Origin of the sequence: Streptomyces caniferus (genome assembly GCF_009811555.1) — a bacterium.
Taxonomy (GTDB): Bacteria; Actinomycetota; Actinomycetes; order Streptomycetales; family Streptomycetaceae; genus Streptomyces; species Streptomyces caniferus.
Genome location: NZ_BLIN01000003.1, coordinates 931,154 through 954,885, shown reverse-complemented (window position 1 = coordinate 954,885; position 23,732 = coordinate 931,154). Strand labels below are relative to the sequence as shown.

Sequence of the window (23,732 nt, the reverse complement as noted above, 5' to 3'; positions counted from 1 at the left end):
GACCAGGGGCTGCATGGGTCGTCCTCCTCCTAGTGACGGTCCGGCTGCCGCCGTGCGACGGCGGCGGACAGGCCGAGGTTCTGATGGATCTCCAGTGTCGCGGTGGACCGGTTCAAGGTGATGTAGTGCAGCCCCGGCGCTCCTTCGGCCAGCAGCCGCTCGGCCATCAGCGTGGCGTGCTCGACGCCGATGCGATGGGCCGCGGCCGGGTCATCACGGGCCGCCTCCAGCCGGTGCGCCAGATCCTCGGGGAACGCCGCACCGCTCAGTTCGGCGAAGCGGCGGATCTGGCGTACGTCGGTGGCCGGCATGATCTCCGGAATGACCGGGGTGTCGCATCCGGCCGCGGCGACCCGGTCCCGCAGCCGCAGATAGTCCTCCACGCGGAAGAACATCTGGGTGAGGGCGTAGTCGGCGCCGGCCCGGCACTTGGCGACGAAATGGCGGATGTCACTGTCCCAGTCCGGCGAGGCGGGGTGGCGCTCGGGGAAGGCGGCCACGCCGACGCTGAAGTCACCGGCCTCCTTCACCAGCGTCACCAGCTCGTGGGCGTGGCGCAGCCCGTGCGGATGCGGGCGCCAGGGACCGCGGGGCGCGCCGGGCGGGTCGCCGCGCAGCGCGAGCACATCGCGCACGCCGGCGTCCGCGTACTGCCCGATGATGTGCCGCAGCTGGGCGACCGAGTGGCCCACGGCGGTGAGGTGCGCCACCGGCCGCAGTGTGGTGTCGCGGGCCAGCCGCTTGGTGACCTCGATCGTCCGGTCGCGGGACGAGCCACCGGCCCCGTACGTCACGGAGACGAACGTCGGCGACAGCGCCTCGATACGGCGGACGGCCTGCCACAGCGTCCGTTCGCCCGCCGCGGACTTGGGCGGGAAGAACTCGAAGGACAGCGACCGCTCTCCTGCCGCCAGCGTCTCGCGCAGGGTGTTCATCCCCGCCCTCCCGCGTTGAAGTAGCCGGCTTCCGGGTGGTGGACGACGATCGCATCGGTGGACTGCTCGGGGTGCAGCTGGAACTCCTCGGAGAGCTCGACGCCGATCCGCTCCGGCCGCAGCAGGACCGCGATCTTGGCGCGGTCCTCCAGATCGGGGCAGGCGGGGTAGCCGAAGGAGTAGCGGCAGCCCTGGTACTCGGTGCGCAGCATACCGTCCAGCGTTGCCGGGTCGCCGGAGCCGATGGCGAGTTCGCTCCGGACCCGGGCGTGCCAGTATTCGGCGAGTGCCTCGGCCAACTGGACGGACAGGCCGTGGAGTTCGAGGTAGTCGCGGTAGGAGTTGGCGGCGAAGAGTTCGGCGGTGGCGCCGCCGATCTTGGAGCCGACGGTGACGACCTGGAGGCCGACGACGTCGGTCTCGCCGGTTTCCTCGGGGCGGAAGTAGTCGGCCAGGCACAGGCGCCGGCCGCGGCGCTGGCGGGGGAAGGTGAAGCGGGTGCGCTCGGTGCCGTCCTCGTGCAGGAGGATGAGGTCCTCGCCCTTGGACACGCAGGGGAAGTAGCCGTGGACGACGGCGGCTTCGAGGAGGTTCTCGGTCTGCAGCTTGTCGAGCCAGCCGCGCAGCCGGGGACGGCCCTCGGTCTCCACCAGCTCCTCGTAGGTCGGACCGTCGCCGGTACGGGCCTGCTTGAGCCCCCACTGCCCCTTGAACAGGGCCCCCTCGTCCAGCCAGGCGGCGTACTCCTTGAGCGGGAGTCCCTTGACGACCCGCGTGCCCCAGAACGGCGGGGTGGGGACCGGGTTGTCGAGGGCGACGTCGGAGCGGGACGGGGGCTCCTCCGGGCGCTCCTCGACGAGGACGGCGGCGGCCTTGACCCGGCGTTGCTTGAGTTCGGGGAGGGTGGCGCCGGGCACGCCGCGCTTGACGGCGATGAGGGCGTCCATCAGGCGCAGGCCCTCGAAGGCGTCGCGGGCGTAGCGGACCTCGCCCTCGTAGATCTCGTGGAGGTCCTGTTCGACGTAGGCGCGGGTGAGGGCGGCGCCGCCGAGGATGACGGGGAAGTCGGCCGCCATCTTGCGCTGGTTGAGCTCTTCCAGGTTCTCCTTCATGATCACCGTGGACTTGACCAGGAGCCCGGACATCCCGATGACGTCGGCGCGGTGCTCCTCGGCGGCTTCCAGGATCGCCGAGACCGGCTGCTTGATGCCGAGGTTGACGACGTTGTAGCCGTTGTTGGACAGGATGATGTCGACGAGGTTCTTGCCGATGTCATGGACGTCGCCGCGGACGGTGGCCAGCACGATGGTGCCCTTGCCCTCGTCGTCCGACTTCTCCATGTGCGGCTCCAGATGCGCCACCGCGCTCTTCATCACCTCGGCCGACTGCAGCACGAACGGCAGCTGCATCTGCCCGGAGCCGAACAGCTCACCGACGACCTTCATGCCCTCCAGGAGGGTGTCGTTGACGATCTCCAGCGCCGGCCGCCCCTGCAGCGCCTCGTCGAGGTCGGCCTCCAGACCGTTCTTCTCCCCGTCGATGATCCGCCGCTGCAGCCGCTCCTCCAGCGGCAGCGCCAACAGCTCCTCGGCCCGCCCGGCCTTCATCGACTGGGCGGTGGCGCCCTCGAAGAGGACGAGAAGCTTCTGCAAGGGGTCGTAGCCCTCGCTGCGCCGGTCGTGGATCAGATCGAGGGCGACCTCGACCTGCTCCTCCTCCAGCCGCGCGATCGGCAGGATCTTGCTCGCGTGCACGATCGCCGAATCCAGGCCGGCCTTGACGCACTCGTCCAGGAACACGGAATTGAGGACGATCCGCGCGGCGGGATTGAGCCCGAAGGAGATGTTCGACAGGCCGAGCGTGGTCTGCACGTCCGGGTGTCTGCGCTTCAACTCCCTGATGGCTTCGATGGTGTTGACGCCGTCCTTGCGGGACTCCTCCTGGCCGGTGCAGATCGTGAAGGTCAGACAGTCGATGAGGATGTCCGACTCGTGGATGCCCCAGTTGCCGGTCAGGTCCGCGATCAGCCGCTCCGCGATGGCGACCTTGTGCTCGACGGTGCGGGCCTGGCCCTCCTCGTCGATGGTCAGCGCGATCAGCGCCGCACCGTGCTCGGCCGCCAGCGCGGTGACCTTCGCGAAGCGCGACTCCGGCCCGTCGCCGTCCTCGTAGTTGACCGAGTTGAGGACCGCCCGGCCGCCGAGCTTCTCCAACCCGGCCTGGAGGACGTTCAATTCCGTGGAGTCCAGCACGATCGGGAGGGTGGAGGCGGTCGCGAACCGGCCCGCCAGCTCCTCCATGTCCGCCACGCCGTCGCGCCCCACATAATCGACGCACAGATCGAGCATGTGCGCGCCCTCACGGATCTGGTCGCGCGCCATCTCGACACAGTCGTCCCAGCGCGCCTCCAGCATCGCCTCGCGGAACTTCTTCGACCCGTTGGCGTTCGTCCGCTCCCCGATCGCCAGATACGAGGTGTCCTGCCGGAACGGCACCGTCTGGTAGAGGGAGGCGGCGCCCGGCTCGGGGCGCGGCGTACGCGTGGGCGGGGCGATGCCGCGCACCCGCTCGACGACCTGCCGCAGATGCTCCGGCGTCGTCCCGCAGCACCCGCCGACCAGCGACAGCCCGTACTCGGCGACGAACGTCTCCTGCGCGTCGGCCAGCTCACCGGCCGTCAGCGGATAGTGCGCACCGTTCTTGCCCAGCACCGGCAGACCAGCATTCGGCATACACGCCAGCGGGATGCGCGAGTGGCGGGCGAGGTAACGCAGATGCTCGCTCATCTCGGCCGGACCGGTCGCACAGTTCAGACCGATCATGTCGATGCCCAGCGGCTCCAGCGCCGTCAGCGCCGCACCGATCTCCGACCCCAGCAACATCGTGCCGGTCGTCTCGACGGTGACCGAGCAGATCACCGGGAGGTTGCTGCCGGTGGCCTTCAGGGCGCGCCGCGCGCCGAGAATGGCGGCCTTGGTCTGCAGCAGGTCCTGCGTCGTCTCCACCAGCAGCGCGTCCGCACCGCCGGCGATCATCCCCTCCGCGTTCTGCTGATACGCATCGCGCAGCGTCACATACGGCGCATGCCCCAGGGTCGGCAGCTTCGTCCCCGGACCCATCGAGCCCAGGACGTAGCGCTGCTGGCCCGTGGAGGCGGTGAACTCGTCCGCCACCTCGCGTGCCAGCCGGGCACCGGACTCGGACAGCTCGAAGACCCGTTCGGGAATGTCGTACTCGGCCAGCGCGGCGAAATTCGCACCGAACGTATTGGTCTCGACGCAGTCGACACCGACCGCGAAGTACTCCTCGTGCACCGAGCGCACGATGTCCGGCCGGGTGACGTTGAGGATCTCGTTGCAGCCCTCCAGCTGCTGGAAGTCCTCCATGGACGGATCCTGCGCCTGCAGCATGGTGCCCATCGCACCGTCCGCGACCACCACCCGCGAGGCCAGGGCCTCACGCAGCGAGGTGACGCGGGCGTTCATGAGAGTGCTCCCGGCCAGGGGGCCGACGGCCGGGCCGCGGTGAGCCCGGAGGCGGTGGGTCCGGCGGCGGTGAGTCCGGAGGAGGTGGGCCCGGAGGTGGTGGGGAGATCCGCGGGGGAGCCGCTGACGGCGAGGCGCATCTCAGACTCCTGCGGCCTTGCGCAGGACGTCCACCCGGTCGGTGCGCTCCCAGGTGAACTCCGGAAGCTCCCGGCCGAAGTGGCCGTACGCGGCGGTCTTGGCGTAGATGGGGCGGAGCAGGTCGAGGTCGCGGATGAGGGAGGCAGGACGGAGGTCGAAGACCTCGGTCACGGCCTTCTCGATCCGCTCGGTGGCCACCACGGCGGTGCCGAAGGTCTCGATGAAGAGGCCGACGGGCTGCGCCTTGCCGATGGCGTAGGCCACCTGGACCTCGCAGCGGCGGGCCAGCCCGGCCGCGACCACGTTCTTCGCCACCCAGCGCATCGCATAGGCCGCGGAGCGGTCGACCTTGGAGGGATCCTTGCCCGAGAAGGCGCCGCCACCGTGCCGGGCCATACCGCCGTACGTATCGATGATGATCTTCCGGCCGGTGAGGCCGGCGTCGCCCATGGGGCCGCCGACCTCGAAGCGGCCGGTCGGGTTGACCAGCAGCCGGTAGCCCTCGGTGTCGAGCTTGATGCCGTCGTCGGCCAGTTGCCGCAGGACGTGCTCGACGACGAACTCGCGGATGTCGGGGGCCAGCAGCGCGTCCAGGTCGATGTCGGAGGCGTGCTGGGACGAGACCACGACGGTGTCCAGACGGGTCGGCTGGTTGCCGAGGTACTCGATGGTGACCTGCGTCTTGCCGTCCGGGCGCAGGTAGGGAACGGTGCCGTCCTTGCGGACCTCCGTCAGCCGCTGGGCGAGCCGGTGCGCCAGCTGTATGGGCAGCGGCATCAACTCGGGGGTGTCGTCGCAGGCGTAGCCGAACATCAGACCCTGGTCGCCGGCGCCCTGACCGTCGAGCTCATCGGTCTCCCCGCCCGGCGCGGCCTGTGCCGCCCGCTTCTCGTATGCGGTGTCCACGCCCTGCGCGATGTCGGGCGACTGGGCGCCGAGGGAGACGGAGACGCCGCAGGAGGTGCCGTCGAAGCCCTTGGCGGACGAGTCGTAGCCGATGTCGAGGATCTTCTCGCGGACGAGCGCGGCGATCGGAGCGTACGCGGTGGTGGTCACCTCACCGGCGAGGTGGACCTGCCCGGTGGTGATGAGGGTTTCGACGGCGACCCGGGAGGCGGGGTCGGCCGTCAGCAACGCGTCGAGGACGGTGTCGCTGATCTGGTCGGCGATCTTGTCGGGGTGGCCCTCGGTCACGGACTCCGAGGTGAACAGGCGGCGGGACATGTGCACTCCAGGTGTCGGCGGTTCCGGGGTGGTCAGTAGCGGTAGTGGTCGGGCTTGTACGGGCCCTCGACCTGGACGCCGATGTAGGCGGCCTGCTCCGGGCGCAGCTCGGTGAGCTTGACGCCGAGGGCGTCGAGGTGGAGGCGGGCGACCTTCTCGTCGAGGTGCTTGGGCAGCACGTAGACGTCGGTGGGGTACTCCTCGGGCTTGGTGAACAGCTCGATCTGGGCCAGCGTCTGGTCCGCGAAGGAGTTGGACATCACGAAGGAGGGGTGACCGGTGGCGTTGCCCAGGTTGAGCAGACGGCCCTCGGACAGCACGATCAGCACCTTGCCGTCCGGGTGCGTCCAGGTGTGCACCTGCGGCTTGACCTCGTCCTTGACGATGCCCTCGAGCTTGGCCAGGCCGGCCATGTCGATCTCGTTGTCGAAGTGACCGATGTTGCCCACGATCGCCTGGTGCTTCATCCGCGCCATGTGCGACGCCATGATGATGTCCTTGTTGCCCGTCGTGGTGACGAAGATGTCCGCGCTCTCCACGACCTCGTCGAGGGTGGTGACCTGGTAGCCGTCCATCGCCGCCTGCAGCGCGCAGATCGGGTCGATCTCCGTGATGATCACCCGCGCGCCCTGGCCGCGCAGCGACTCCGCGCAGCCCTTGCCGACATCGCCGTAGCCGCAGACCACGGCCGTCTTGCCGCCGATCAGCACATCGGTGGCACGGTTGATGCCGTCGATCAGGGAGTGCCGGCAGCCGTACTTGTTGTCGAACTTCGACTTCGTCACGGCATCGTTCACATTGATCGCCGGGAAGAGCAGGTCACCGTCACGGTGCATCTCGTACAGACGGTGCACACCGGTCGTGGTCTCCTCGGTGACACCACGGATCTCGGACGCCAGGTCCGTCCACTTCTGCGGCGCCTCACCCAGCGTGCGGGTCAGCAGCTCCAGGATCGCCCGGTGCTCCTCGCTCTCCGCCGTCTCGACCGCCGGAACCTTCCCGGCCTTCTCGTACTCGACGCCCTTGTGCACCAGCAGCGTGGCGTCACCACCGTCGTCGAGAATCATGTTCGGGCCGCCGGTGGGCGAGTTCGGCCAGGTCAGCGCCTGCTCCGTGCACCACCAGTACTCCTCCAGGCTCTCGCCCTTCCAGGCGAAGACCGGAATACCCGCCGGCGCCTCCGGCGTCCCGGTCGGGCCCACCGCGATCGCCGCGGCCGCGTGGTCCTGGGTGGAGAAGATGTTGCAGGACGCCCAGCGGACCTCGGCGCCCAGCGCGGCCAGGGTCTCGATCAGGACGGCCGTCTGCACGGTCATGTGCAGGGAACCGGTGATCCGCGCACCGGCCAGCGGCCGGGCGGCGGCGTACTCCTTGCGGATCGCCATCAGACCGGGCATCTCATGCTCGGCCAGGGTGATCTCCTTGCGGCCGAAAGCGGCGAGGGACAGGTCGGCGACCTTGAAGTCCTGGCCGGTGGCTGCTGTCGTCATGCGGGCTGCTCCTCGGGGCGTGGCGGGCGGTCGGGCAGGGGTGTCAGACGGGGAGGGTGGCGGCGGGTGCGTCGGCCGGAAGATCGGGGCGGGCGGCGGTTCCGGGTACGCCGGTGCGCGCGGGCGGCAGGGTGCCGTCCACGAGGTAGCGGTGGACGTGGGCATCCACCCGCGCATTGCCGGACAGTACGAACACCTCGTGGTCGCCGGAGTCCTCGACCGTGACGAGGTGATGGCCGAGCCGTTCGGCCATGGCGACGCCGCCGGCGTAGTGGTCCATGGGGTCGCCGTCGGCCTGGACGACGAGCCCGGCCGGGTAGCCGCGGCGCGCGAGGGTCACGGGGCGCTCCGGCGCGGTGAAGGTGCGGAAGGCGCCCACCCAGGGCTGTGCCCGCAGCACTCCGTAGCCGTAGGGGAAGCGGCGGCGGAACTCCCGCATGTCCGCGAAGTAGGTCTCCGGGTCCGCGGGCCAGTCGTGTTCCAGGGTGATGGCTTCGAGGACGCCGCAGCGCAGATCGCCCTCGCTGTCGCCGGGCCGCCAGGTGCCCTGTTCCGACAGCAGGTCGTGGAGGCGCGTCTCGTCCCCGGCCCGTGCCGCGGCCCGTACGTCGCGTACCAGGAAGCCGAGTTCGGCCCACTGGGCGCGGTCGGTCGCGCGGGTGCCCACCGCGCCGTCGAGCAGGGTGCGCAACCGGCAGCCGTCCGGCCGGTGTTCCAGGCGGGCGACCACGTCCTCGACGGAGGCGAGCACCGCGGTGGCGTCGGTGCCGAGGCCGAAGTGGCGGTGGCGGTCGCCGGTCCACCCGGCCCAGGCGTCCACATTGCGCCGGACGGCGTCGCCCTGCCACAGGAACTGCTCGCGCCAGGTCCAGCCGGGGTGGACGCAGGAGTCCAGGACGCTGCGGTCCAGCCGCTCGGGGAAGAGCGAGCCGTAGACGGCGCCGACATACGCCCCGTACGCGTACCCGACGAAGTTCAGCCGTTCCTCACCGAGGACGCAGCGGACGAGGTCCATGTCCCTGGCGGTGTTCGGGGTGCTGATGTGGGGGCGCAGCGCGCCGCCGGCCCGCTCGCAGGCCAGTTCGCGGCGCCGCATGTCCTCGGCGAGCGTGTCGAAGGCGGAGTCGGGCGGGCGGGAGTCGAACGGTGCCTTGGGAAGCGTTACTTCGGCGTGCAGCGGGGTGGAGGCCCCGGTGCCGCGCGGGTCGAAGCCGATGAGGTCGTAGACCTCGTGCAGCGGGGTGCCGGCGAACTTCGCCACCAGGCCCCGGCCCAGGCCCCAGTCACCGCCGGGGCCGCCGTTGACGGCCAGCAGGATGCCCCGCCGGCGGTCCGGGTCGGTGGCCCGGTGGCGGCTGAGTGCCAGGGTCAGCCGCTCTCCGGCGGGATCGGTGTGGTCCCGGGGCACCTCGATGGTCGCGTACTCGACCGGGAGGCCGTCGTCGGTTGTGGCCGCCGTCCACAGCGGCTGCTGGGTGCGCAGGGCACGCAGCGCGGAGGGGGGCGTCGGGGAGTCGGACCGCTTCATTACCACCGGGGATCTCCGTTCTCGTGAGGACGTCAGCGTTGCGGTGCCGCCTTGAGAGGCCCTGGAACCGCTCCGGACCGGGAGCCCGGCGCCGGGACGGGGGAGCCGGCCGGTGCACCGGCCGGCGGCCCGGAACCAGGACACGGGCCCGGACCTGCGGCGGGGCGGGCGAGGCGCGTTCAGCGCGCGGTGCGGTGCAGCGCCGCGAGCTTCTCCAGCACGGGCACCGTGTCGTTCGGGCTCGGCATGGCCAGCCAGTCCGCATGCAGCCGCCGGGTGCCCTCCTGAAACGACGGCTCCGTGAGGACCCGCAGGAAGCGGGCGCGCATCTCCGCCACCGACTGCCGCTGAGGATCCACCGCGAGGCCCGCTCCGTGGCCGACCGCATAGGCGGAGTTGGCGGCGTACGCCACCCGCAGCTCGTCCCCGACGACCAGCTGCGGCACGCTGTGGGCGACGGCCGCCGTGAAGGTGCCGATACCGCCGTGGTGCACGATCGCCGAGCAGCTCGGCAGCAGCAGGTTCAGCGGCAGGTAGTCGACGGCACGGACGTTGTCCGGCAGGCGCTGTCCGCCCAGTTGAGAGGTGTCGAGGGTGGCGATCACCTCGATGTCCAGGCCGTCCACCATCTCCAGCAGCGACGGGACCAGCACCTTGTCGTTGTCGAACATGCGCTGGGTCGCGCCCAGCGTCAGCGCGACCCGCGGCCGGGCGGGCCGCGCGCGCAACCAGGACGGGACGGCCGCAGCGCCGGTGTACGGGATGCGCCGGACCGGGACGGTACGGGCGCGGCTCGGCAGCCGCATGTCGGCGGGCGTCGGATCGAGGGTGAACTGGCCCAGCAGCAGGTCGTCGTCGACCGGTACCCCGTGGCGGTCGGCCGCCGGGCGGACGATCTCGGCCACCGGGTCGGGCAGCCCGGCGGCCGCCAGTTCGGCACGGCGCCGGCCGATCCGGTGACAGGCCCAGCCCAGGTAGTCGCGCCCCCACAGCACCCGCCCGTGGGCCGCGCCGCAGGCCCGCGCGGCGACCGCGGCGGCCGGCCAGTTCGGGTCCCACAGCACCAGATCGGGCTGCCAGTCACGGGCCGCGGCGACCAGATCGTCGACCCCGCCCCAGCCTTCCGTCGCGCCGTCCGCGGGGTGGAAGACGCGTGAGGACGCCAGGGTGTACGTGCTGACGGTGGCCCAGACATCGGTGTCGCTGTCCCGGTCGACGTCCAGAGCCGCGGCGAGCCGCTCGCGGTGGTCGGCGGGCAGCAGGTGGTCGCCGACGGCCGCGGGGGAGGCGATGGTCTCCGGCGTGCCCAGCGGCACCGCGGGCAGTCCGGCGGCGGTGATGGTGCCGGCCAGGTCCGGATGGGAGGCGACACGGACCTCGTGGCCCGCGCCCTGGAGTGCCCAGGCGACCGGAAGGGTCGGGTACAGATGTGCGGTCAGCGGCCACACCACGATCAGTATGCGCATGGGGATCCCCTTAGCTGTCCGGCCCGAGTTGCGGACACGCCCCGGAGCGTCACATGCGGCCATCGAGGGGGACTCGACTCCCTGTCTGGCTCCCGGCTCCCCGCTCCCGGCTCCCGGCTCCCGGCAGCCGTCCGCCCCGCCCGGTGCGGAGCGTCCGGGCAGGGCGGGGGCAGCTGCGTTGAGGGCGGCGGGCCGTGGCGGCCGGCCGGGAGGTCAGGCGATGACCGCCTCGATGACCGACATCAGGGACGGTGTCGGCAGGATGCGGGTGATCCTGAACCCGGCCTTGGTGAGGATCTCCTCGAACTCCCGCTGGGTGCGCTCCTTGCCGTCGTAGACGGCCATCATCATCACGTCGATGGTCTTGCTGGCGTCGAACGCGTTGCCCGACGGGATGACCGGGTCGACGACCAGCAGCTTGCTGTCCGGGCGCATGCCCGCCCGCACGGCCTGCAGGATGCGCAGGCAGTTCTCGTCGCTCCAGTCGTGCAGGATGGACTTGAGCAGATAGTGGTCGTGACCGGCCGGCACCGACGCGAAGAAGTCGCCGGAGGCGGTGGACCACCGGCCCGCCACCTCGGGCCCGTCCAGCTGGTGTTCGGCGATGACCGACGCCTGGTCGTACAGCGTGCCGGTGATCCGCGGGTGCGCGGCGAGCACCGAGCGCAGCAGACCGCCGCGCCCGCCGCCGACGTCGACGACGGTGGTGCCCTCCGGGAAGTCGTAGCTCTGCGCGACATGTTCGGTCACCAGGTGCGAGAAGCCCGCGGTCCCGGCGTTGAAGAGCGAGGCGGCGGCCGGGTCCGTCTGCAGATGCGCGAAGAACGGCGCACCGAAGATCTCGTCGAAGGCGGTACGGCCCGTCCGGACCGTCTCGTGCAGCCGGCCGACCGGCTTCCAGTACAGGTCGTCGCCCAGCATGAGGAAGCTGTCGCGCAGGGAGCCGGGCACCTCGCTGCGGAGCAGCTCCGCCATGGGCGTGAGAGCGAAGCGTCCCTCCGCGTCCTCCTGGAACACCTCGCGCGTGGACAGATAGCGCAGCACCCGGCCCAGGTGCGGGCCGTGCAGACCGGTGAGCTCCCCGAGCTCCTCGGGCGTGCGCGGGCCGCCGGCGAGATGGTCGGCGACACCGTGCAGGGTCACCGTGTAGAGCGCCGCCGAGTACAGAAAGCCGTTCATGTGCTCCGACAGCTGTGCGCTGAGCTCGGCGGCGTCGCCGTGAGCAGATGTCATCTTCGTCCTCCGAGGTGTACGGAAAGGCCCGTTGGCGGGCCCGGAGTGTGGCGGTGCTGCGTGTCCTCCACGGTGCCGACCGCCGCATGAGCGACGGCACAGGACGGGTCGCACCCCGCCTGAGCGGCAGCCCACGGGGCACGGACGGTGCGGACCGTCAGCGGCGGCGGGTCGCGCGCGCCGCGACCTCCGCGCGCTCCAGCAGCCGGTCGTCGGCGTCGTAGACGTGGGACACCCCGGAGCTGGTGAAGGTGTCCCCGGTCTGTACGACGTGCTGCTCGATGTCCACCCAGCCGGTGAACGTGCCGTCTGGGTCGAAGACGAGCTCGGCGAGCCGGAAGGAGAAACGGCCGTCCCCCGTCGCGGTCCAGCTGCCGGCGCCCACACAGCCCGGACGCGGGCCGGCCAGCAGCAGGGTGCGGCCGTTGGGCGTGAAGCGCAGGGTGCTGGTGTACGTCCCCCGCTCCAGGAGCAGTTCCTCCGTCCAGGTGCCCACCGGGGTCGTCGCCGTGGCGGTCGGGCCGGTCACCGACTGGTCCATCTCCTGTGCCTCCTCACCCGCCGCATGCGGCGCCGCTGGAGACCCCAGCCTCGGGCCCGCCCCTCAACGACCGCTCGAGTCACGGTCAGCCGGCCCGTGCCGGACCGGCTCCGCACGGAGCCGAGCCGCCTTCGAGCGCGCCGTCCTACCGTCGGGCCGACCGCCCCGCCGCCGTGTGCGGCCGCCGACGCAGGAGGAGCCATGCCGCCCCCCGTCCGGATCGCCGTACTGGGCTGCGCCGCCATCGCCCGCCGGCGCATGCTGCCCGCCTTCGCCCGTACCCCCGGAGCGACGCCCGTGGTGGTGGCGAGCAGGGACGCCGCCCGTGCCGAGGAGCTGGCCCGGGTGTACGGATGCCGGTCCGTCCAGGGCTATGCCGCGGCGCTGGACGCCCCGGACGTGGACGCCGTCTACCTTCCGCTGCCCGCCGCGCTGCACGCCGACTGGGCGGAGGCCGCGCTGCGCGCCGGCAAACACGTCCTGGCGGAGAAACCCCTCGCGCTCGAGCCGGAGCGCACCGACCGGCTGCTCGAACTGGCCACGGCACGGGGACTGGTGGTCGCGGAGAACGTGATGTTCCCCCACCACCGCCAGCACTCCGCCGTACGGACCCTGGTGCGTGCGGGCGCCATCGGAGAACTCCGCTCCCTGCACGCGTCCTTCGCCGTGCCCCGGCTGCCCGACGAGGACATCCGCTACCGGCCCGAGCTGGGCGGCGGCGCCCTGTGGGACACCGGGGTCTACCCCGTCCGGGCCGCCGTCCACCACCTCGGGGGTGGGCTGCGGGTCGCCGGGGCCGTCCTGGCCCGCGGACCGGGCCGCCTGGTGGACACGGCCGGATCGGCGCTGCTGGTCCGGGACGACGGGGTGAGTGCCCAGCTGTCGTTCGGCCTGGACCACCCGTACCGGAACGTCTGCGAACTGTGGGGCACACGGGGCCGCCTCGTCATCGAGCGGGCCTTCACCCCGCCCGCCGATCTGACGCCACTGGTCCGCCTGGAGGACGGCACGGGCACCCGGGAGATCCGGCTCCCTCCGGACGACCAGGTGCAGAACACCGTCCGTGCCTTCTGCGCCGCGGTACGCGCCCGCCGGACGGCGCCGGACGGCGCCATCCGCGAACAGGCACGGCTGCTGCACGCCATCCGCCACCGGGCGCACATGCGATCGGCGGACGACCCGGCCTCCACCGGGGCTCCCTACCGTGCCGCCCGATGAATCGGCCCGTACGGAGGTGTCCTGGTGAGTGAAGACCGCATCGTCGACCTGGCGGCCCTGGGGGAGGACTTCACCCGCGACCCGCACCCGGTCTACGCCGAACTGCGGGCCCGGGGACCGGTGCACCGGGTGCGGTTGCCGGAGGGCTTCGAGGCCTGGCTGGTCGTCGGCTACGAAGCCGCCCGCGCCGCGCTGGCCGACCCGCGGCTCTCCAACGACTGGCGCCATGCCGCGGGCGCCGGAGCGGGCGACCCGGCGGCCGCGCCGCACATGCTCATCTCCGATCCGCCCCGGCACACCCGGCTGCGCCGGCTGGTGGTCAAGGAGTTCACCCCGCGCCGTATCGAGGCCCTGGGACCCCGCGTACGGGAGATCACCGACGAGCTGATCGACGCCATGCTGAGCCGGCCCGACGGCCGCGCCGACCTCGTGGAGGACTTCGCCTTCCCGCTGCCCGCCGCCGTCATCTGCGAACTCCTCGGGGTGCCCTACGCCGACCGGAAGGCGTTCCACGGGTGGTCCACCGAGGTCACCAAGCGCTCCGGCGGCCCACAGGCCGAAGCGGCCATGGGGGAGCTGGTCGGCTACCTGGTGCGGCTGCTGGAGGACAAGGGCCGGCGGCCCGGTGACGATCTGCTGAGCGCGCTGCTCCGCACGACCGGCGAGGACGGCGACCGGCTGTCCTCGGACGAACTCCTCGGCATGGCCGTCCTGTTGCTCATCGCCGGTCACGAGACCACCGCCGGACTGCTCTCCAACGGCATGCTCGCACTGCTCCGTCATCCGGACCAACTGGCTGCCCTACACGCCGACTTCGGCCTCCTGGACGGTGCGGTGGAGGAGATGCTGCGGCACAGCGGGCCGACCGGGACCTCGCTGCACCGGTTCACCACCGCACCCGTCGACCTCGCGGGCACCCTGATTCCGGGCGGCGGGGAGCTCGTCCTGATCGGCAACACCCCCGCCAACCACGACCCCGGCCGTTTCCCGGATCCCGGACGCTTCGACATCCGTCGCGCCCCGCACGGCCATCTGGCCTTCGGGCACGGCATCCACTACTGCTTCGGCGCCCCGCTCGCCCGTCTGGAGGCGCGGACCGCGATCCGGGCCCTGCTGGAACGCTGCCCCGGCCTCGCGCTGGACGCCGACGCCGACCGGCTGGTGTGGCACCACAGCGCCATGATGCGGGGCCTGCCGCACGTCCCGGTCCGGGTGCGCCCCGCTCCCGGCACCCCGGCCGCACAGGTGCACCACGCCTCGAGCGCTCGTTGAGGAGGGTCCTGCACTGTGACGAGGTCAGAAGGAGCGCTGGTGGGAGTGGAAGGGACAGGCGATGACCGACACGGCGAGTGAGCTGGACCCGTCGACGGGGTGGGCCGGACCGACGGCCGAGGCACCGCCGGAGGCGGCACTCATGCAACTCCTGATGGGTGGATTCGTCACCCAGTCCATCGGCGTGGCGGCCCGGTTCGGCGTGGCCGACGCCCTCGCCGGCGGCCCCCGGCACGTCGACGACATCGCCGCCGAGGTCGGCGCGCACGCGCCCTCCCTGTACCGGCTGCTGCGCGCCCTGGGCGACTTCGGGGTGTTCGCGGAGCTGGCGGACCGGCACTTCGCGCTCACCCCGGCGGGCGAACTGCTGCGCACCGACAGCACGCCCTCGCTGCGCGGACTGGCGGCGCACTTCGGATCGGGCTTCCACCGGGCCGCCTGGAGCGGCCTGTACGACAGCGTCCGCACCGGCGAGGCGGCCTTCGAGCGGGTCCACGGGGCGCCCCAGTTCGACTACTACCGCAGCCACCCCGAAGAGGCCGCGGTCTTCGACGCGGCGATGACGTCCGTGGCCTCCGCGATCTACGCGACGCTGGAGTCCTACGACTTCGGGCGCTTCTCCACCGTCGTCGACGTGGGCGGCGGCAACGGCGCCTACCTCTCCGGCATCCTCGCCTCGTACCCGGCGCTGCGCGGTGTCCTCTTCGACCTCCCCGACGTCGTCGAGCGCTCCGCCCCGGTCCTCGCCAAGGCGGGCGTGGCCGACCGGTGCGAGGTGGCAGGCGGCTCCTTCTTCGACGAGGTGCCGCGGGGCGCCGACGCCTATGTGCTGACGGCCGTCATCCACGACTGGGACGACGAGGCCTCGGTACGGATCCTGCGCAACTGCCGCGCCGCCATGCCCGCACACGCCACCTTGCTCCTGGGCGAACCGGTGCTGCCGGACGGCCCGGAGCCGTCCGTGGGCAAGCTCCTGGACCTGGAGACCCTGATCGGTACGACGGGCCGGCAGCGCACCGAAGCGGAGTTCCGCGAGCTGCTGGACCGTGCGGGGCTGCGCCTCACCCGTGTCATTCACAGCTCGGGACCGGACAGCCTCGTCGAGGCCGTGCCCCGCTGACCGCACACGGCACCGCACCCGGTGCCCCCGGTGGACAAGACCTCAGCGCAACGGACGAAGGAGTGGGATCAGCCGATGGGCAGCGACAGCGCACAGGACGGCAGTCTGCGACTGCTGGAAATCAGTGAGAGCTTCATCTACGCACGGGCGCTGCATCTGGCGGCGGAGCTGAAGATCGCCGATCTGCTGGCGGACGGCCCGCGCCCGACGGCGGAGCTCGCCGAGGCCAGCTCCACCCGGCCGGCGGCCCTCTACCGCCTGCTGCGGGCGCTGGCCGGCCGCGGGGTGTTCACCGAGGTGGAGAGCGGCCGCTTCGGCCTCACCCCGGTCGGCGAGTGCCTGCGCTCCGACCACCCGCGCTCCGTCCGGGCGACCGTGGCGCAGGCCGGCCGGCTGACCGCGACGACGTTCCAGCATGCCGAGGAGGTGCTGCGCACCGGCGAAGGGGCGTTCACCACCGCCTTCGGGCAGCCCGTCTGGGACTATCTGCAAGAACACCCCGACGAGGGCGCGGACTTCGACACCGCGATGCACGAGCACAGCCGGATCGAGCGCGACGCGATCGTGGCGGCCTACGACTTCTCCGGCACCGCCCGGCTGGTGGACATCGGCGGCGGTGACGGCACCCTGCTGGCCACGGTCCTGGAGGCCCACCCGGAGACCGCCGGTGTGCTGTTCGACCTGCCGCATGTCGTCGAGCGGAACCGGATCGGCGACGCCGGGCTCACCGGCCGCTGCGAGATCGTCGGCGGCGACCTCTTCGGCGAACTCCCCGCCGGCGGCGACCGGTACATGATGAAGTCGGTGCTGCACGGCTGGACCGACCGGGAGGTCGTCGCCATCCTCACCGGCTGCCGGCGGGCGATGAAGCCCGACGGCACGCTGCTGCTCATCGAGCGGGTGATCCCGGTCGGGGACACTCCGCACTCCAGCAAGGCGTTCGACCTGGCGATGCTCGTCATGGCCGGCGGCCAGGAGCGGACCGAGGACGAGTACACGGCGCTGCTCACCGAGGCCGGGTTCCGGGTGCAGAGGGTCATCGGCACGGACTCGTCCCTGAGCATCGTGGAGGCGGTGCCCACCGGCGCCGCGCTCTGAACCGTTCCGGGACAGGGGGGCCACCGCCGTGCGCCGCGGTGGTGCCCCTGTGCCGTGCGCGGACCCCGCGGGACGGGGCCGTCACGGGTGCTGAGCCGGGGACCAGCCGCGCCCTAGCGCACGGTGGCAGCCTCGCCCCATGACTGCCACCGCGAAGATTGCACTGATCACCGGCGCCAACAAGGGCATCGGCTACCAGGCCGCCCGGCGGCTGGGCGCCCAGGGCGTCGTCGTCCTGCTGGGCGCCCGCGATCCGGCGCGCGGCGAGGCCGCCGCCAAGACGCTGCGCGAGGAGGGCGCGGACGCGCACGCCGTGCCCCTCGATGTCACGGACGCCGCCGGTGTCGCCGCCGCCGCACGGTACGTCGACGAGCGGTACGGGCGGCTGGACATCCTCGTCAACAACGCCGGGATCAATGTCGAATGGCCGGCCGGCGCGCCGAGCGAGCTGACCCGCGAGGCCCTGTGGGCGACCCTGGAGACGAATGTGGCCGGCCTGGTCGAGGTCACCAATGCGCTGCTGCCGCTGATCCGGCGCTCGCCGGCCGGCCGGATCGTCAACGTCTCCAGCGAAATGGGGCTGCCCGCCTGGCTGGACGGCTCCGAGATGCCGGCGATGACCGCGTACAGCGTCTCGAAGGCGGCGGTGAACATGCTGACCGTGCTGTACGCGAACGAGCTGCGGGGCACGGCCGTCAAGGTCAACGCCTGCTCGCCCGGCTTCGTCGCCACCGACATCAACTGGGGCGTCGGCGAGCGCACGGCGGAGGAGGGCGCCGAGATCGAGGTGCGGCTCGCGACCCTCGGCGCGGACGGCCCGACCGGCCGCTTCCTCAACGACGCCGGCACCGTGGCGTGGTGATCACCGAGCCATGAGCGCGAAAGGCCCGGCCGGGCGCCGCGCGGACCCGCGGCGCCCGGCCGGGCCGGACCGTGTGCGGCCGCCGTCACGCGTGGGGGCCGACGCTCACCTTCCCGATCGTCAGCTCGGCGGCCCCCTCCAGCACGGCTTCCAGCCGCTCCACCTGGACGTCGAGCTCCGCGCGCTGCGCGGTCGTCAGGGGGGTGCTCGGCTCGACGGTGACGGTCAGCCGGCGGCCGGACCGCCGCTGGTGCCAGACGCCGCTCACCACGCCGTCGACCAGCAGGACCGGATAGTTGCCGGCCTGGCCGCTCGGTGTCAGCGCCCGCTCGGCCATGGCCCCCGGGTAGAGCCGGTCACGGGGCCGGCAGGCCACCACATAGGCGTCGAAGTACGGCAGCAGCCGCACCCCGCGCGGCGGTTCCGCGGGCATGTCGGTGTCGCCCGCGTTCACCCAGGCCTCGGTGCCCTCCAGGTCGACGCGCTGGAGCGCACCGCCCAGGGAGTCGAACAGCTCGCCGGCCCAGCGTGGTGAGACATTGAGCCACCGCGCGAAGTGCTGCGGTGTGGCCGGGCCGTAGGCGTGCAGGTACCGCTCCACGAGACCGGCCAGCGCCGCCGTGCCGTCCGTGGCGCGGGCCCCGGCCGGCAGCCGCGGGTGGGTGTACGTCACCTTGCGGCCGCGGTTGGGGCCGAAGCACAGCTGCCCGCGGTGCGAGGCGAGGGTGATGGCCTGCCGCCAGCGCGGCCACATGCCCTGGAAGGCCGGCATGACCAGGTCACCGGCCCAGGGGCCGGTGGCCTCGATGACGGCCTCGCTGAGCTCGTCGATGGTCAGTTCGGCGTCCTGCAGGGCCGAGCCGATCGCCGCGACGACCTCCTCCGTCTGCCCGTCCGTCATCCGGACGTCCTTGGGGAACGCGCTGGGCGAGAGCGGCAGGGCGGTCAGGGCGCCCACCCACATCGGCAGTTCGGCGGCCGGCAGCAGATGGACGGTGCCCCGCGGCCCGTACATCTTGATCAGCGCGGCCTCGTCCCACAGCGCCTTGCGCACCACGCTCCGGGTGATGCCCTCGCCCCGCATGCCGATGGACAGTTCGGCGGCGCTCAGCACCTGGGCGTGCGCACCGCACAGGGCGCCGACGATCCCGGCGGGGTCCAGATGCGGTGACGGCGCGGCGAGCGCGCTGCGCTCCAGACGCCGGGCCGAGACCGCCGGCCACCGCAGCCGGACGACGTCGGACGTGGTGTCGCTCATCAGTGATCACTTCCTGTTTCTCGCGGTGCCGTCCCCCGCGGCACCCGGACTGGTGAACCTACCGACTGGGGCCCGTGTTTGGCTCGACCGGCCCTCGACTCGCCGTGCCGTATGCGGCGCGACACGACGGCCGGCCCGCGGGCCCGGGAGGGGCCACGGGCCGGCGCGGTCGGGCGCGGCTGCGGGCGGGGGGTCAGCCGACGGTGGGTGTCGGTTCGTTCGCGATCGGCGCGGACTCGCCGCGCGGCGCCGGGGAGCCGTCGGCCGACGAGGTGCCGGGGGCGGCGGCCGGGTCTTCGGCGTCGTCCTCGGCGGGCGGTGCGAACTGGGCCCCGGCGGCCTTCGGCAGGGCGAACATCAGCAGGAAGGCCAGTGCCATACCGCCGATCACCCACCACAGCGAGTGGGTGAAGGCCGTGATGAAGGCCGTACCGCCGGTCGCCGCCGGCTGCCCGGCGTCGTCCACGACGGTGAAGAAGGCCACCGACGTCAGACCCAGGCCCAGGGACAGGCCGACCTGGTTGATCGTGTTGATCAGCCCCGAGGCGGAACCGGCGTGCTGGCCGGGCACTTCGGAGAGCACCGCGCTGGTCAGCGGCGCCATGATCATGCCGAGGCCGCAGCCCCCCACGATCAGGGGGACGGCGATCTGCGCCGGAGTGACCGCGGTGCCCTGCTGGTGGGCGATCCAGCCGTAGAGACCCAGTCCGACGATCATCAGCAGCGCCCCGGCCTGCAGCACCTTCCGGCCGAACCGCGGCACCAGCTTCGGTACGGCGACCATGGCGACGCCGGCCATCGTCGCGCCGAACAGCAGGCTCGTCAGCGCGGCCCGCAACGGCGTCCAGCCCAGGCCGACCTGCATGTACAGCGCCCCGGTCAGGGAGAAGAGACCGAAGGAGGTGCCGAAGGTCAGCTGCACGGCGATGCCGGCCGCGAAGCTCCGGATGCGGAACAGCGAGAGCTCCAGCAGCGGGGAGGCGTTCTGGCGGACCTTGGTGCGCTGGTGCAGGACGAACAGCACGAACACCACGACGCTGCCGGCCATGGAGGCCAGGCACCAGGCCGGCCAGCCCAGGTCACGGCCGCGGGTGAGCGGGAAGAGCAGCATGAACAGGGCGAGCGTGACGAGCGTGACGCCGACCAGGTCCAGGCGTGGCGCGCTGGGCGCCTTGGACTCGCGGACGAAGCGGTGCCCGAGGATCAGACCGGCGATCCCGATCGGCAGGTTGACCAGGAAGATCGGGCGCCATTCGAGGCCGAAGAGGTTCCACTCGGTCAGCAGGGCGCCGAGGACCGGGCCGGAGACCGCCCCGATGCCGCAGACGGCTCCGAACATTCCGAAGACCTTGCCGCTCTCCTCCGGAGCGAAGGTGACATGGATGATCGACAGCACCTGCGGCACCATCATCGCGGCCATCCCGCCCTGCAGCACACGGGAGATGATCAGCATGTCCGGGCCGGTCGCCAGGCCCGACACCGCGGACGCGAGGGTGAAGCCGGCCATGGCGAGCAGGAAGACTTTCTTGCGTCCGAAGATGTCGCCGAGCCGGCCACCGGTGACCAGGCCGATGGCGAACGCGAGCGTATAGCCTGCCGCGATCCACTGCACGGCCGTGTAGGAAGCATGGATGTCCCGCTGGATGCTCGGAATCGCGATGTTGATGATCGTCGCGTCGAGCAGATCCAGCAGGGTCGCGGTCAGTAATACGGCCAGTGCCATCCAGCGCCGGGCATCCGCGACCGGTTCTGCCGCTGTTTCGCGGGCGGAGCTCATGGGCCTCTCCTGATACGGGGGTTCGGGCGGGACGACCGAGCTTGCTGTACCGCGCTAGAGCCTCGCTCGGGTCTCGCCGGAGCCGGGAGTTCCGCCTCCGGTACGCCGGACCACGACAGCGGCGGGCCGGCCGCAGGACGGTGGGGCGCAGGCCTTCAGCGACACTCCACGGGCGTTCGAGTCCGGTCCACGACGGTGGTGGCGTCCGAGCCGGCCCGGCTCGCCGTTCGACGCGCCCTGGAGGACGAATGGTCATCGATGCCTGCCGCATCTGCGACAACCGCACGCTGTTGCCCGTGCTCGACCTGGGCCCCTCCGCCCTCACCGGCGTCTTCCCGGCGACGCCGGAGCAGCAGGTGCCCACCGTCCCGCTGGAGCTGGTGCTGTGCTCGCCCGACGGCTGCGGTCTGCTGCAGCTGCGGCACACCGCCGACCTCGGGCTGATGTACGGCGAGCACTACGGATACCGTTCGGGCATCCGGCCGTTCATGATCGAGCACCTGCGCGGCAAGGTGGCGGCGATCACCGAACGGGTCGCACCCGGCCCCGGCGACCTGGTGCTGGACATCGGCAGCAACGACGGCACCCTGCTGGGCTGCTACCCCCGCAACGGCGTCACCCTGGCCGGCATCGACCCCTCGGGGGAGAAGTTCCGCGCCTCCTACCCGCCGGACGCGGAACTCGTCACCGACTTCTTCTCCCGCCAGGTCTTCACCGAGCGGTTCGGCGCCCGGCGCGCCAAGGCGGTCACCTCCATCGCGATGTTCTACGACCTCCCGCGCCCGCTCGACTTCATGCGGGACGTCGCCGCCGTCCTCGACGACGACGGCGTATGGGTGATGGAGCAGAGCTATATGCCGGCCATGCTGGAGGCCACCGCCTACGACGTGGTCTGCCACGAGCACCTGGAGTACTACGCGCTGCGGCAGATCGAGTGGATGGCCGAGCGCGCGGGGCTCGAGGTCATCGGGGCCCGGCTCACCGACGTGTACGGCGGCAGCCTCTCGCTCACCCTGGCCAGGAAGGGCAGCCGGCACCCCGTCGACCACGCCGCCCTCGGCCGCATCCGGGCCCACGAGCGGGAGCTGGGACTCGACACCCCGGCCCCCTACGAGGCGTTCGCCCGGCGGGCCGTCGACTCCCGTGACCGGCTGGTGGAGTTCCTCGCGGACTCCCGCAAGGCCGGCAAGCTGACCGTCGGGTACGGCGCCTCCACCAAGGGCAATGTCATCCTCCAGTACTGCGGCCTGGGCCCGGACGACCTGCCGTGCATCGGCGAACCCAACGAGGAGAAGGCCGGCTGCTTCACCCCCGGCACCGGTATCCCGATCGTCTCCGAGGCCGACGCCAAGGCCCTCGCCCCCGACCAGCTGCTCGTCCTGCCCTGGATCTACCGTGACGGCTTCGTCGAGCGGGAGGCCCCCTTCCTCGCCCACGGCGGAAAGCTGGTCTTCCCGCTCCCGGAAATCACGGTCCTGTGAGGGCGCCGGCCGCGCCGCCCGGCATCGGCCTGACGCCTTGTCAGAGGAGGTGGTGAGCCGTGCGTACCCGAGAGCTCGCCGTGTCCGGCGCCTTCGCGTTCACCCCGGACGTCCATGCCGACCAGCGGGGGAGGTTCGTCTCGCCGCTGCAGGAGGAGGCGTTCCTCGCCGCCGTCGGCCGCCCCTTCCCGGTGGCCCAGACCAACCACAGCCGATCGGCCCGCGGGGTGCTGCGCGGGGTGCACTTCACCACGGCGCCGCCCGGCCAGGCCAAGTACGTCCACTGCGCCCGCGGCCGGGCCCTCGACGTGGTGGTCGATCTCCGGCTGGGATCCCCGACGTTCGGCGTCTGGGACACCGTGGACATGGACGAGGAGACCTGCCGGGCCGCCTACTACCCCGAAGGGGTGGGACACGCCTTCCTCGCCCTGGAGGACGACACCGTCATGTCCTACCTGGTCTCCACCGGCTACCGGGCCGAACGGGAGCTGGCCGTCAGCCCGTTGGACAAGGACCTGGCCCTGCCCTGGCCGGACGGAGTCGACTTCGTCCTCTCCCCACGCGACCGCGTCGCCCCCGGCCTCGCACAGGCCACGGCCCAGGGGCTGCTGCCCCGCTACGCGGACTGCGCACGGGTCTGACGGGAGCCTCGATGACCACGACAGACCTGCCCCGCCGGGTCGCGGTCCTGGGTGCCACCGGCTGCGTGGGCCGCCACCTGTGCGCGGCCTTCGCGGCCCGGGGGACGGACGTCGTCGCGATCGCCCGGAACAACGCGCCGCACCTGCACCCCCATCCGTTCCTGTCGCTTGACCTGGCCCGGTGCACGGGCGCCGAGCTGGCCGCGGTCCTGGCGGACCAAGGGGTGGACACGGTGGTCAACGCCACCCTCGGCTGGGGGAGTACGCCCGAGGAGATGGCGCACTCCAACGTCCGCCCGGTGGAACGGCTGCTGGCCGCCCTGCCCCGGCTGGCGGAACCGGCCCGGCTCGTGCACCTGGGCACCATCCACGAGTACGGCCCGGTCCCGGCCGGCACCTCCCTGGACGAGAACGTCGCACCGCGTCCGGCCTCCCTGTACGCCCAGGCGAAGCTGACCGCGTCGCGTCTGGTGCTGGCGGCCGTCCGCCGCGGGGAGGTCCAGGCCTCGGTGCTGCGGCTGACCAACACCGTCGGGCCGCACCCGGCGAAGGAGAGCTTCTTCGGGGCCCTGGCGGCACGGCTGCGGCAGGCCGACCCGGCCGCGGGGCTCGACGTCACGGTGGCCGCGGCACGCCGCGACTTCGTCGACGTCCGGGACGCGGCCGACGCGGTGCTCGCCGCGGCGTCCGTCCGGTCCGCCGAACCCCTGATGAACATCGGCCGGGGCACGGCGGTGGACATCCACACCCTGGTCCGCACCCTGATCACGGTCAGCGGCCTGCCGCCGCACGCCGTCCGGGTCCGCCGGGACGACGTACGCAGCCGCAGCGCCGGCGCGGACTGGATCCAGGTGGACCGCTCCCGGGCCGAGCGGTCGCTGGGCTGGCGCCCGCGCCGCGCCCTGGCCACCTCGCTCCGCGATATGTGGGACACCGTGGGCGGGCCGCCCGCCTGAGCCGGC

The 23,732-nt window shown here is 72.2% G+C and carries 18 protein-coding genes; 8 read left to right on the top strand and 10 right to left on the bottom strand.

Annotation, left to right across the window (positions count from 1 at the left end):
• Nucleotides 1–29 precede the first annotated feature (29 nt).
• From metF to Scani_RS12830, 8 genes are all read right to left on the bottom strand, one after another.
• Nucleotides 30–935, bottom strand: a complete 906-nt coding sequence (metF, locus tag Scani_RS12870) for a methylenetetrahydrofolate reductase [NAD(P)H] (protein WP_159474076.1) — start codon at nucleotides 933–935, stop codon at nucleotides 30–32.
• Complete coding sequence (gene metH / locus Scani_RS12865) at nucleotides 932–4,420, bottom strand: methionine synthase (protein WP_159474073.1); 3,489 nt, start codon at nucleotides 4,418–4,420, stop codon at nucleotides 932–934. The genes metF and metH overlap by 4 nt, the downstream gene beginning before the upstream one ends.
• Nucleotides 4,421–4,561: 141 nt before the next feature.
• Nucleotides 4,562–5,785: a methionine adenosyltransferase gene (gene metK, locus Scani_RS12855; RefSeq protein WP_159474067.1), complete on the bottom strand. Its 1,224-nt coding sequence runs from the start codon at nucleotides 5,783–5,785 to the stop codon at nucleotides 4,562–4,564.
• A gap of 32 nt (nucleotides 5,786–5,817) precedes the next feature.
• Complete coding sequence (ahcY, locus tag Scani_RS12850; RefSeq protein ID WP_159474064.1) at nucleotides 5,818–7,275, bottom strand: adenosylhomocysteinase; 1,458 nt, start codon at nucleotides 7,273–7,275, stop codon at nucleotides 5,818–5,820.
• Between the two features lie 43 nt (nucleotides 7,276–7,318).
• The gene (locus Scani_RS12845) at nucleotides 7,319–8,803 is read right to left on the bottom strand and encodes an alpha/beta fold hydrolase (RefSeq protein WP_159474059.1); all 1,485 of its coding nucleotides are present in this window, start codon (nucleotides 8,801–8,803) and stop codon (nucleotides 7,319–7,321) included.
• 179 nt (nucleotides 8,804–8,982) lie between these two features.
• Nucleotides 8,983–10,269: a nucleotide disphospho-sugar-binding domain-containing protein gene (locus Scani_RS12840; RefSeq protein WP_159474056.1), complete on the bottom strand. Its 1,287-nt coding sequence runs from the start codon at nucleotides 10,267–10,269 to the stop codon at nucleotides 8,983–8,985.
• 213 nt (nucleotides 10,270–10,482) lie between these two features.
• Entirely contained in the window at nucleotides 10,483–11,502 is a 1,020-nt protein-coding gene (locus Scani_RS12835; RefSeq protein WP_159474053.1) for a methyltransferase, read from the bottom strand.
• A 157-nt stretch (nucleotides 11,503–11,659) separates the two neighbouring features.
• Nucleotides 11,660–12,043 (bottom strand): hypothetical protein, encoded by a 384-nt coding sequence (locus tag Scani_RS12830; protein WP_159474050.1) that lies wholly within the window; start codon nucleotides 12,041–12,043, stop codon nucleotides 11,660–11,662.
• 201 nt (nucleotides 12,044–12,244) lie between these two features.
• On the opposite strand from Scani_RS12830, the gene Scani_RS12825 reads away from it, so the two are divergent.
• The 5 genes from Scani_RS12825 to Scani_RS12805 all read left to right on the top strand — a co-directional run bounded on the left by Scani_RS12825 (nucleotide 12,245) and on the right by Scani_RS12805 (nucleotide 17,613).
• The gene (locus Scani_RS12825) at nucleotides 12,245–13,261 is read left to right on the top strand and encodes a Gfo/Idh/MocA family protein (RefSeq protein ID WP_159474047.1); all 1,017 of its coding nucleotides are present in this window, start codon (nucleotides 12,245–12,247) and stop codon (nucleotides 13,259–13,261) included.
• 24 nt (nucleotides 13,262–13,285) lie between these two features.
• Nucleotides 13,286–14,533 carry a cytochrome P450 family protein gene (locus Scani_RS12820; RefSeq protein ID WP_159474044.1) on the top strand — a complete coding sequence of 416 codons (1,248 nt, stop codon included), beginning with the start codon at nucleotides 13,286–13,288 and terminating at the stop codon, nucleotides 14,531–14,533.
• A gap of 61 nt (nucleotides 14,534–14,594) precedes the next feature.
• A complete protein-coding gene (locus Scani_RS12815) occupies nucleotides 14,595–15,653 on the top strand; it encodes a methyltransferase (protein WP_159474024.1) in 1,059 nt (352 codons plus the stop codon).
• 75 nt (nucleotides 15,654–15,728) lie between these two features.
• Nucleotides 15,729–16,751 (top strand): methyltransferase, encoded by a 1,023-nt coding sequence (locus Scani_RS12810; RefSeq protein WP_218039178.1) that lies wholly within the window; start codon nucleotides 15,729–15,731, stop codon nucleotides 16,749–16,751.
• A 139-nt stretch (nucleotides 16,752–16,890) separates the two neighbouring features.
• The gene (locus tag Scani_RS12805) at nucleotides 16,891–17,613 is read left to right on the top strand and encodes an SDR family oxidoreductase (protein WP_159474021.1); all 723 of its coding nucleotides are present in this window, start codon (nucleotides 16,891–16,893) and stop codon (nucleotides 17,611–17,613) included.
• Between the two features lie 85 nt (nucleotides 17,614–17,698).
• Here the strand turns inward: Scani_RS12805 and Scani_RS12800 are convergent, their stop codons facing one another.
• The gene (locus tag Scani_RS12800) at nucleotides 17,699–18,871 is read right to left on the bottom strand and encodes a winged helix DNA-binding domain-containing protein (RefSeq protein WP_159474018.1); all 1,173 of its coding nucleotides are present in this window, start codon (nucleotides 18,869–18,871) and stop codon (nucleotides 17,699–17,701) included.
• A gap of 193 nt (nucleotides 18,872–19,064) precedes the next feature.
• Entirely contained in the window at nucleotides 19,065–20,648 is a 1,584-nt protein-coding gene (locus Scani_RS12795) for an MFS transporter (RefSeq protein ID WP_159474014.1), read from the bottom strand.
• A 248-nt stretch (nucleotides 20,649–20,896) separates the two neighbouring features.
• On the opposite strand from Scani_RS12795, the gene Scani_RS12790 reads away from it, so the two are divergent.
• The 3 genes from Scani_RS12790 to Scani_RS12780 are packed head-to-tail and all read left to right on the top strand — an operon-like array spanning nucleotide 20,897 to nucleotide 23,726.
• Entirely contained in the window at nucleotides 20,897–22,129 is a 1,233-nt protein-coding gene (locus Scani_RS12790; protein WP_159474011.1) for a class I SAM-dependent methyltransferase, read from the top strand.
• 59 nt (nucleotides 22,130–22,188) lie between these two features.
• Nucleotides 22,189–22,770 carry a dTDP-4-dehydrorhamnose 3,5-epimerase family protein gene (locus Scani_RS12785; protein ID WP_159474008.1) on the top strand — a complete coding sequence of 194 codons (582 nt, stop codon included), beginning with the start codon at nucleotides 22,189–22,191 and terminating at the stop codon, nucleotides 22,768–22,770.
• An 11-nt stretch (nucleotides 22,771–22,781) separates the two neighbouring features.
• On the top strand, nucleotides 22,782–23,726 hold the full coding sequence (locus Scani_RS12780; protein ID WP_159474005.1) for an NAD-dependent epimerase/dehydratase family protein: 945 nt from the start codon (nucleotides 22,782–22,784) through the stop codon (nucleotides 23,724–23,726).
• Nucleotides 23,727–23,732: the final 6 nt, after the last annotated feature.